Here is an 8,968-nt window from a genome sequence, read left to right as displayed (position 1 = left end):
TGATGCGGGATGGAGCAGTCTGGTAGCTCGTCGGGCTCATAACCCGAAGGTCGTTGGTTCAAATCCAGCTCCCGCTACCAAGTTTCTAAAAGGGCTCACAGATAGGTGGGTCTTTTTTGCATAGTGAACTTCGGTTTACTATGCGATAATAGGGGCGATTACGCCCTTTTTTATTGGCTATCGTGTAGTGTGGACATCAATTGGTCAAAAAGACATGCTTCACTATAGTAAGTTTGAATTAGTCCGATGAGCGATTGAATCGCACAAATATGACGAGAGTAAATGAAGCTATCAAATAAAACTCAAGCACTTCAAGATCTAATCACTCCTGCAGTGCAAGCTTGTGATGTAGAACTTTGGGGAATCGAATTTATTCCTCAAGGTAAGCGTTCTTTATTGCGTATTTATATCGACAAAGACGTTGTGGAAAATGCTGAACCAACAATCAATGAAGATGGTGAAGCAGAATTGGGTCGTGGTATTGGCGTACAAGATTGTGTACGTGTGACTCAGCAAGTCGGTGCAATATTAGATGTACATGATCCAATTTCAGGTGAGTATGCTTTAGAAGTGTCATCACCAGGTTGGGATCGACCATTCTTCCAGTTGGCACAGTTAGAAAAATACATCGGACAACAAGTTGCATTGCGTTTGATTGCTGCAGTTGAAAATCGCCGTAAATTCCAAGCAAAATTAATTGCTGTAGATTTAGAAAATGAATTCATTCAAGTCGAAGTTGAAAAACAGCAAGTACTTGAGATCGATAGCAACAATATAGACAAAGCGAATTTGATCTTTCAGGATTAATCCAGAAATAGAAATCTGAATAAATAGGTGACTTATGGCTCGTGAAATTCTCACCGTCGTTGAAACGGTTAGTAATGAGAAAGGTGTAAGTCGTGAAGCAATTTTTGAAGCGCTTGAACAGGCTTTGGTTGCAGCGACGAAAAAGAAATTCTACGAAGGAACGAATTCGGAAGAAGCTCAGTTACGCGTAGAAATTGACCGTAAAACAGGTGATTACAGCACTTTCCGTCAATGGGAAGTTGTTGCTGATGAAGATCATGAAATGCCAGCATGTCAAGATGCGATTTCTGATGTTGATCCTGCTCAATGGTCAATTGGTGATATCCGTGAGTTAGAAGTACCATCAATTGATTTTGGTCGTATTGCAGCACAGATTGCCAAACAAGTCATTGTGCAAAAAATTCGCGAAGCTGAACGTGCTTTAGTAGCGGATGCTTATGAAGCTAAAGTCGGTGAATTGATCTATGGTGAAGTGAAAAAACAAACCAAAGATGGCTTCATCATTGACTTGGGTGATAATGCAGAAGCGTATTTAGCGCGTGAAGAAATGATTCCTAAAGAAATTCTTCGCCCTAAACAGCGTATGAACGCAATTCTTTACAATGTGAACCGTGAAGGTCGTGGTGCGCAACTCTTGTTGTCACGTGCTAAACCTGAAATGCTGATTGCATTAATGAAAAAAGAAATTCCTGAAATTTCTGAAGAAATCATTGAAATTAAAGCAGCAGCGCGTCAACCAGGTGTACGTGCAAAAATTGCGGTTAAAACCAACGATCATCGTATTGATCCAGTCGGTGCATGTATTGGTATGCGTGGTACACGTATCCAAGCAGTACAGTCTGAGTTAAATGGTGAGCGTATCGATGTTGTAGTGTGGTCTGATGATCCTGCTCAATATATCGCCAGTGCTTTAGAGCCTGCGGATGTATCTGGGATTGTGATTGATGAAGATGCGCGTACAGCAGACATTATTTTTGCAACCAGTGATCAACTTGCGCGAGCAATTGGTTCACAAGGTCAAAACGTCCGTTTGGCATCAGAGCTTACGGGCTATAAATTAGATATGATGCTTGAAGATGAGTACCGTGCTCGTCAACAAAATGAAGCTCAACAGTATTTAGACATGTTTGTAACACGTCTTGATATTGAAGAAGATCTTGCAATGGCTTTAGTAGAAATGGGCTTTACCTCACTTGAGGAAATCGCTTATGTTCCTGCGGAAACTTTCGATGAAATCGAATTGGATGCAGATACAGTTGAATTGCTACAAAGTCGTGCAAAAGAAGCAGCTTTAGCTGATGCGTTAAAGCAACAAGAAGATATTCAGGACCCAAGTCCAGAACTTGTTGCGATGGAAGGAATGACTTCTGAAATTGCGCATGCTTTAGCAGCACGTGGTGTGGTAACAATCGATGACTTAGCTGACCAAGCAACGGATGATATCTCTGATATCGACGGTTTAGGCGCTGAGAAAGCAGGTCAATTGATTATGAAAGCACGTGAATCATGGTTTAACTAGGAGGTAATACATGACGGATAAGTCAATTCAAGAGTTAGCGGTCAGCGTAGGACTTCCTGTTGCAAAGCTCCTTGATCAGGTGCGTGAAGCTGGATTGCCACAAAAACAGGCTGAAGATAAAATTTCTACTGAACAGCAAGATGTTCTCGTGAACCATTTGAAAAAAGCGCATGGTCAAGATACGGGACAAGCAGGACAAATCACGTTGAAACGTAAAACGACAAGTACAGCTAAAGTTGCGAGTACTTCAGGTAAAGCGAAGACAATTAACGTAGAAGTTCGTAAGAAACATACGTTTACTAAGCCAGACCCTGAACAAATCAAAGCGGAAGCTTTGGCGAAAGCTCAAGCAAATGCTCAAGTGACGTCAACTCAAAAAGTACAGCAAAATACTGTAGTGAGTGGAGTTGAAAAAACTGAAAGTTCAGCGAAAGCGAATTTAGAAAAAATGCGTGCTGCTGCAAAACAGCAAACTGCTGCGAAAGAAACACCAAAAGCAGCTGTTGTTGTAAAGCGTAAATCGACCAATAAGCCGATTACCAAAGCAACCGTAAAAACCATTGAAACTCCTGAGCAGAAACGTGCCCGTGAAGCTCAAGCAGCACAACTGAAAGCGACTGAAGAAGCAGCTCGTCGTAAGTCAGCAGAAGAAGCTCAACAACGTACCCTTGAGCAAATGCGTCAAATGGCGTCTAAGTATTCTTCTGATGAAACAACGACAACGATTCGTGTCGTTGATGATTCACCGTTGGCTGCTGGTTTGGTTGGTCAAGCATATGAAGATTCATTTGCAAAAGAAGACCGTGAAATCAAACGTGGTACCAATACTGCAAATACGCGTTCTCCTAAAAAAGGTGGTCGTCGTGGTCAGGAAGAGCAATCTTTCAGCCATAACCCGCATAAACGTGGTTTAAAAACCAGCCAAGCCAATAAACATGGTTTTGAAAAACCAGTTAAAAAGCAAGTTTATGACGTTGAAATTGGTGAAACCATTGTTGTTGCAGATCTTGCAGCAAAAATGGCAGTTAAAGTTCGTGAAGTGATTAAATCACTCATGAAAATGGGTGAGCTTGTTACTCAAAACCAAGCCATTGAGCAAGAAATTGCAGCATTGATTGTTGAAGAAATGGGTCACAACCCAGTACGTGTATCTGATACACAAGCTGAAGATAACCTACTTGAAGCAGCTGAAGAAGCGCGTGGTGCACAAACAACACGTGCGCCAGTTGTAACGATCATGGGTCACGTTGACCATGGTAAGACATCGTTACTTGATCGCATTCGTCGTGCCAAAGTTGCGCAAGGTGAAGCGGGCGGGATTACACAGCATATTGGTGCTTATCACGTTAAAACGGATAAAGGAATTATTACTTTCCTTGATACGCCTGGACATGCTGCATTTACTGCAATGCGTTCACGTGGTGCCAAAGCGACTGATATCGTGGTACTTGTTGTTGCAGCGGATGATGGTGTAATGCCACAAACTGCGGAAGCAATTGACCATGCGCGTGCTGCGGGTACTCCAATTATTGTTGCAATCAATAAAATGGATAAAGAATCAGCTGATCCAGATCGCGTATTGAATGAATTAACAACCAAAGAAATCGTGCCTGAACAATGGGGTGGTGATGTACCGGTTGCAATGGTTTCAGCACATTCTGGTCAAGGTATCGACGAACTTCTAGATTTGATTTCAATTCAAGCTGAAATGTTAGAGTTGAAAGCGTCTGAAGAAGGTGCTGCTCAAGGTGTTGTAATTGAAGCACGTGTAGACAATAGCCGTGGTGCGGTAACGTCTATTCTTGTTCAAAACGGTACATTGAAAGTAGGTGACTTGGTTCTTGCTGGTGCATCTTACGGCCGTGTTCGTGCGATGACGGATGAGAATGGTCAACGTATTCAATCTGCAGGTCCTTCAATTCCAGTTGAAATTTTAGGTCTTCCAGAAGCGCCAATGGCGGGTGATGAAGTTCTTGTAGTTAATGACGAGAAAAAAGCACGTGAAGTTGCCGATGCGCGTATGGATCGTGAGCGTCAAAAACGTCTTGAACGTCAAAGCGCGATGCGTCTTGAGAACATCATGGCATCAATGGGCAAAAAAGATGTGCCGATTGTAAATGTTGTTCTTAAAACTGATGTACGTGGTACCTTGGAAGCGCTACATGTTGCACTTGCTGATCTTGCAACTGACGAAGTTAAAGTACGTGTAATCGGTTCGGGCGTTGGTGCAATCACTGAGTCTGATGTTACCCTTGCTGAATCTTCAGAAGCGGTGCTTCTTGGCTTTAACGTACGTGCAGACAATACCGCGCGTCAAAAAGCAGATGCAGATGGTATCGACATTCGTTACTACTCAATCATCTATCAACTTATTGATGATGTGAAAGCAGCAATGAGCGGAAAACTTGCACCTGAACACCGTGAAACAATTCTGGGTGTTGCAGAAGTTCGTGAAGTATTCCATTCAAGTAAGTTTGGTGCTGCTGCAGGTTGTATGGTACTCGAAGGTGTATTACATCGTAATAAACCAATCCGTGTACTACGTGATGATGTTGTGGTATTCCAAGGCGAGCTTGAATCTCTTCGTCGCTATAAAGAAGTGGTTGAAGAAGTTCGCGCTGGTATGGAATGTGGTCTTGCAGTAAAAGGTTATAAAGACATCAAAGCACTTGATAAAATCGAAGTGTATGATGTTCAGTTGATTAAACGGAGTCTTTAATGGCGGGTAGTCAACGTCTTAAGCGTATGGCAGATACAGTGCAACGTGAGTTGTCAGAACTGATTCGCCAAGAGCTGAAAGATCCACGCTTAGGTGGTCTAGTGACCATCTCTGCAGTGAAAGTCAGTCCAGATCTAGGTTATGCAGAAGTTTACGTTACCGTGATGGGGCGTGAACTTGGCGATGAGCAAAGTGAAGCGGCAAATAAAGAAACGTTAGATGTTTTAAATAAAGCATCTGGTTTTTTACGCCACGAATTAGGTCGTCGTATTAAAACGCGTGTAACTCCGCGTTTGCGCTTTCATTATGATAAAACCAATGCCTATGGTAACTATATGTTTGGTCTAATCGCAGAAGCTGTGAAAGATTTACCAGAGCAAAAAGACGAAGAATAAAAGTAATTGAAATGAGAAGCCACCTTAGGGTGGCTTTTTTTTATGTCTTTTTTATATTTTAAATCATAAGTTAATTTTTTTAAATAATCAAAATGAGAATAACAAGATGAAGCTAAAATTTTATATCCCTGTGATTGGGCTGTCCGTGATATCCGTTGCAACCCATGCCTGTATCAATACTTATGCTTTTGAGTTGGGTTATGGCGGATTAGATCAAAAAACTGCTCAAAAGCAATTGGCACAAGGTCATTTACCTAAGACCAAATCTGTTGAGGATTTAAATGATTATGGTGTCTTGCTGATTTATGCACATCAATACGATCAAGCGATTCAAATATTTAAACACATTGAAAAATCATATCCAAATCTAGCTAAAACCGCTGCGAATCTAGGGACAGCATATGAGCTGGCTGGGAAGTCTGAAAAAGCCAAGTATTGGATTGAACAGGGCATGCAACGTGATCCAAATCTTCATCAGGGCAGTGAATGGATTCATGTTAAAATTTTAGATGCGAAAATCCAACAACAAAAAGATGCAACATGGATTCAACATCACGATGTTTTAGGATTGGATTTTGGTCAAGCAGCCGAACCAAAGGCAAAAGTTAAAACTGTACAATTTCAGCATAAACATTATGATTTAGAACAAATCCTATTACATAGCCAAACTCAGATGGATCAACGTCTAAGGTTTACAAAACGTGATCCAATCAGTGCGCAAATTATTTTTAATATGGCCAATATCGAAATGCTGAATTATAACTTGGCGGATAAAACAGTAGATTTGCTTTATCGGCGCGCTCAAGATATCGGCTATCTCAATCCGAAATTAATTGAGTCACGTTTAGATTATTTTCAACACTCTAAATGGTTTCGCTTTAAGGCATTTTTTGTCAATATCTATCAAACATTCAAAAATTTAATTGTTTGATCATTGGCTAGGTAGCAGAAATTAAACAAAACTTTGCCTTAAACTGTATAGAATGCAGAGATATCAACAAATACAAATAAATATCTCTGAGGAATTGGCAATGAATTCAATGAAAAAAGGTTTAGTTGCACTTACATTGGCAAGTACTTTGGCTTTTTCAGGTTGTGGCTATAACACTTTGCAAGCCAAAGATGAGTCAGTAAATGCGGCATGGTCTGAAGTTGAAAACCAATATCAACGTCGAGCAGATTTAGTGCCTAACCTGGTCAATGTTGTCAAAGGTTATGCAACCCATGAAGAAAAAGTTTTAACTGAAGTGACTGAGGCGCGTGCCAATGTTGCAGGTTTAAAAGTAGATAAAGAAGTATTGAACGATCCTGAATTGTTTAAAAAATACCAAGAAGCACAATCACAAATGACCGGTGCATTATCTCGTCTTTTAGCAGTGACAGAAAATTATCCAGATTTAAAAGCCAATGAACAATTCCGTGATCTACAGGTTCAACTAGAAGGTACGGAAAACCGTATCAGTACTGCACGTACACGTTATGTAGAATCTGTCCAAGATTACAACACTTATGTACGTCAATTCCCTCAAGCAATGACTGCTAAAGTGATTGGGATGAAAGCCAAACCAAACTTTAGTGCAGAAGCGGGTGCATCTAAAGCGCCAACAGTTAATTTTAATTAATGATGTGATTTCATTTCACTGTCTTTAAAGCATGCTGAAAAAGATAGGCTAAGAATATTCATTATTAAATAAAAGGTGACCTATGATTGAATGGCGAGAAAAATCAGTAATGAAAAATATGAGTACAATATTATTTGTATTTCTAGGACTGATGCTTTCTGTTCAATCAAGTGTCTGGGCTGAAACTGCGACAGCCACAGATGAGCAAGAGGCACAAGATGCGATTGTTTTGGGCAAAGTGGTACCTAATGCCAATTTACCCAATGTGATTGGTTCAAAACCATTAGATACTCAAAAACAAACGCCAACTACACAACAAGCCCCTCAAAGTCCCGTACAAAACGTACCTCCAGTTGCCAATGATATGGCAGAGGGTGAAACTACTCGAAATATTCCCACACTGAATCAGCCTGTTGTTGATCAAGCTAAGGTTTTATCTGCAGCTGAAAAGCAAAATTTAGAACAACAAATTCGTGATATATATCGCCAAGGCAAAGCGCAAATCGGCATTATCATTGTCCCAACCACGGGGCAAGAAGGTATTTTTGATTTTGCAATGCGTGTTGCTGAGCAATGGAAGTTAGGCTCAGCAAAACAAGACAATGGTTTATTGATTGCAGTCGCAATCAATGATCAAAAAATTCATATTGCAACAGGTTATGGTTTAGAAGGTGTACTTCCTGACATTATGGTCAGTCGAATTATACGCAATCAAATCACCCCTGATTTTAAACAAGGACAATATGCTCAGGGCTTACAGGCGGGTGTCAATGAAATTGAACGTATCTTAAATCTTGATCCTGAAATTGCCAAACAAGCTGCAGACGAGCTAAAAGCGCGGCAAACCCAAGCACTGCAAGAACAAGAGGCTAAGGATCGAACTTTAACCACTGCTATGGTGATTTTGGTGATCGGTATCTTTGCATCATTTATTGTCGGTAATCGTTTAAGTGCAGCGGTTGCGGGTGTGACTGCAACGGCTGCAGGTCTTATTTATGGTTCAGGGATTGTGATGAGTCTGGTTTTGGGTTTTGGTATATTCTTCTTGTTGATTACCTCACTGGCACAACTTATTTTCCAAATGTTTTTATCTGGTGGTGGGCGTGGTGGAAGTAGTGGAGGGGGCGGTTTTGGCGGTGGTGGGGGGTATAGTGGCGGCGGTGGCGGTTTTGGCGGTGGAGGAGCATCAGGCTCATGGTAACAAAAACAGATACAACAGCAATTGTGACTGCACCCAAGTTACAAGAACACGTACAACCTAGCTTAAAACGTTGGTTAAAACACGTTTTATATATGCCTGCATCAAAACGCTATTTTTCAAAGCAAGATCAACACGCCATTGCACAAACTGTGACGCAAGCCGAACAAGGTCATGTCGGCGAAATACAAGTGGTGATTGAGGGGCATATTCCAAGTCATCAGGCATATCATCAAAATACACGTCTCAGAGCACAACAATTATTTGCTGAATTGGGTGTGTGGGATACTGAGTATAATAGTGGTGTGTTGCTGTATTTAAACTTGTGTGAAAAGACAGTAGAAATTGTGATAGATCGTGGTATTTATCAAGCCACCACACAACAGGTGTGGCAACAAATTTGTGATGTGATGATTTCAGAGTTAAAAAACAAAAATTATCGAACTGCAGTCACCAATGGTGTCTTAGAAATTGGTCAAATTTTAAATTTATTTTATGGTAACCAATATGATCAGGTTGCCAATGTTAATGAGTTAACAAATAACCCAATCATTGTGAATTAATCTAGTTTTTGGTGACAATAAATGTCACTTTTTTACGTATAATTACGTAAAAATATAAGCAGCAAAAAAAAACTTGTAAAGCGTTACATTCTCTCTAAAATCAAAGAGTCTCGATTGGTTGTTGATTTTTTCCACAAAAAAGAAC

At 40.6% G+C, this 8,968-nt stretch carries 8 protein-coding genes and 1 tRNA gene; all 9 read left to right on the top strand.

What is annotated here, in order from left to right:
* Nucleotides 1-3: 3 nt before the first annotated feature.
* A tRNA-Met gene (locus F981_RS03145) sits at nucleotides 4-80 on the top strand.
* Nucleotides 81-282: 202 nt separating this feature from the next.
* Nucleotides 283-807: a ribosome maturation factor RimP gene (gene rimP, locus F981_RS03140; protein ID WP_004718339.1), complete on the top strand. Its 525-nt coding sequence runs from the start codon at nucleotides 283-285 to the stop codon at nucleotides 805-807.
* A gap of 34 nt (nucleotides 808-841) precedes the next feature.
* Nucleotides 842-2,326 (top strand): transcription termination factor NusA, encoded by a 1,485-nt coding sequence (gene nusA / locus F981_RS03135; protein ID WP_004718337.1) that lies wholly within the window; start codon nucleotides 842-844, stop codon nucleotides 2,324-2,326.
* A gap of 10 nt (nucleotides 2,327-2,336) precedes the next feature.
* A complete protein-coding gene (gene infB, locus F981_RS03130) occupies nucleotides 2,337-5,045 on the top strand; it encodes a translation initiation factor IF-2 (RefSeq protein WP_004718332.1) in 2,709 nt (902 codons plus the stop codon).
* Nucleotides 5,045-5,440, top strand: coding sequence for a ribosome-binding factor A (locus tag F981_RS03125; protein ID WP_004718330.1), 396 nt, complete (start codon nucleotides 5,045-5,047; stop codon nucleotides 5,438-5,440). Before infB ends, F981_RS03125 begins: the two co-directional genes overlap by 1 nt.
* A gap of 106 nt (nucleotides 5,441-5,546) precedes the next feature.
* On the top strand, nucleotides 5,547-6,371 hold the full coding sequence (locus F981_RS03120) for a tetratricopeptide repeat protein (RefSeq protein WP_004718328.1): 825 nt from the start codon (nucleotides 5,547-5,549) through the stop codon (nucleotides 6,369-6,371).
* A gap of 100 nt (nucleotides 6,372-6,471) precedes the next feature.
* Nucleotides 6,472-7,062: a LemA family protein gene (locus F981_RS03115; protein ID WP_004718326.1), complete on the top strand. Its 591-nt coding sequence runs from the start codon at nucleotides 6,472-6,474 to the stop codon at nucleotides 7,060-7,062.
* Nucleotides 7,063-7,144: 82 nt separating this feature from the next.
* Nucleotides 7,145-8,263, top strand: coding sequence for a TPM domain-containing protein (locus F981_RS03110; RefSeq protein WP_004718322.1), 1,119 nt, complete (start codon nucleotides 7,145-7,147; stop codon nucleotides 8,261-8,263).
* The gene (locus tag F981_RS03105; RefSeq protein WP_004718320.1) at nucleotides 8,257-8,823 is read left to right on the top strand and encodes a TPM domain-containing protein; all 567 of its coding nucleotides are present in this window, start codon (nucleotides 8,257-8,259) and stop codon (nucleotides 8,821-8,823) included. The genes F981_RS03110 and F981_RS03105 overlap by 7 nt, the downstream gene beginning before the upstream one ends.
* Nucleotides 8,824-8,968 lie beyond the last annotated feature (145 nt).

The organism is Acinetobacter guillouiae CIP 63.46 (assembly GCF_000368145.1).
In the GTDB taxonomy this organism is placed as follows: Bacteria; Pseudomonadota; Gammaproteobacteria; order Pseudomonadales; family Moraxellaceae; genus Acinetobacter; species Acinetobacter guillouiae.
This window is presented reverse-complemented; position numbering and strand designations above follow the sequence as displayed.

Excerpts from the sequence above, each read along its gene's own strand:
- nusA (WP_004718337.1), top strand. The coding sequence starts at position 842 with ATGGCTCGTGAAATTCTCACCGTCGTTGAAACGGTTAGTAATGAGAAA.
- F981_RS03120 (WP_004718328.1), top strand. The coding sequence starts at position 5,547 with ATGAAGCTAAAATTTTATATCCCTGTGATTGGGCTGTCCGTGATATCC.
- F981_RS03115 (WP_004718326.1), top strand. The coding sequence starts at position 6,472 with ATGAATTCAATGAAAAAAGGTTTAGTTGCACTTACATTGGCAAGTACT.
- infB (WP_004718332.1), top strand. The coding sequence starts at position 2,337 with ATGACGGATAAGTCAATTCAAGAGTTAGCGGTCAGCGTAGGACTTCCT.
- F981_RS03105 (WP_004718320.1), top strand. The coding sequence starts at position 8,257 with ATGGTAACAAAAACAGATACAACAGCAATTGTGACTGCACCCAAGTTA.
- F981_RS03110 (WP_004718322.1), top strand. The coding sequence starts at position 7,145 with ATGATTGAATGGCGAGAAAAATCAGTAATGAAAAATATGAGTACAATA.
- rimP (WP_004718339.1), top strand. The coding sequence starts at position 283 with ATGAAGCTATCAAATAAAACTCAAGCACTTCAAGATCTAATCACTCCT.
- F981_RS03125 (WP_004718330.1), top strand. The coding sequence starts at position 5,045 with ATGGCGGGTAGTCAACGTCTTAAGCGTATGGCAGATACAGTGCAACGT.